Origin of the sequence: Leifsonia sp. 2TAF2 (assembly GCF_052115085.1) — a bacterium.
Taxonomy (GTDB): domain Bacteria; phylum Actinomycetota; class Actinomycetes; order Actinomycetales; family Microbacteriaceae; genus Leifsonia.
On sequence record NZ_JBFRFY010000007.1, the window covers coordinates 1 to 512 of the forward strand.

Here is a 512-nt window from a genome sequence, read left to right on the forward strand (position 1 = left end):
GAACCGCAAAGCTGGTGATTGCCGGCCTGCCGGACGCCTCCGCACCCGGCAGAAACGCGGTCGGCCCGGATCTGGCCCGCGCGCTGGAACAGGCACCTGAAAACGCGCCGGTAATCCTGCTGGATCACCAGCCACGCAATGCACGCCAGAACGCAGCGCAGGGCGTGGATGTGCAGCTCTCAGGACATACACATGGCGGCCTGATTATCGGGCTGGACAGGCTGTTTGCTAAACCCAACGCCGGGTTTGTTTCCGGGCTTTATCAGGTCGGCGGAATGCAGCTCTATGTGAATAACGGCACGGCACTCTGGCCAGGCATGGCGGTGAGGCTGGGTCGTCCCTCAGAACTCACCCGGATTACCCTTCGCCGCCAGCCGTAATCGCGTAACGAAATGGCCTCAGGAAAGTGCGGTTTTCGCAGGTGTGCATAAGATTGAGTGAGACAAAGGAGATCACCATGACGATGTTATGTACCGCCTGCGGAACGGCTTATCCCGCTCATTCCACTCATC

At 59.8% G+C, this 512-nt stretch carries 1 pseudogene; it reads left to right on the forward strand.

Going from position 1 to position 512, the window contains the following annotated elements:
* A pseudogene (locus tag AB4Z18_RS19385) lies at window positions 1-380 on the forward strand (hypothetical protein); the annotation flags it as partial.
* Window positions 381-512 lie beyond the last annotated feature (132 nt).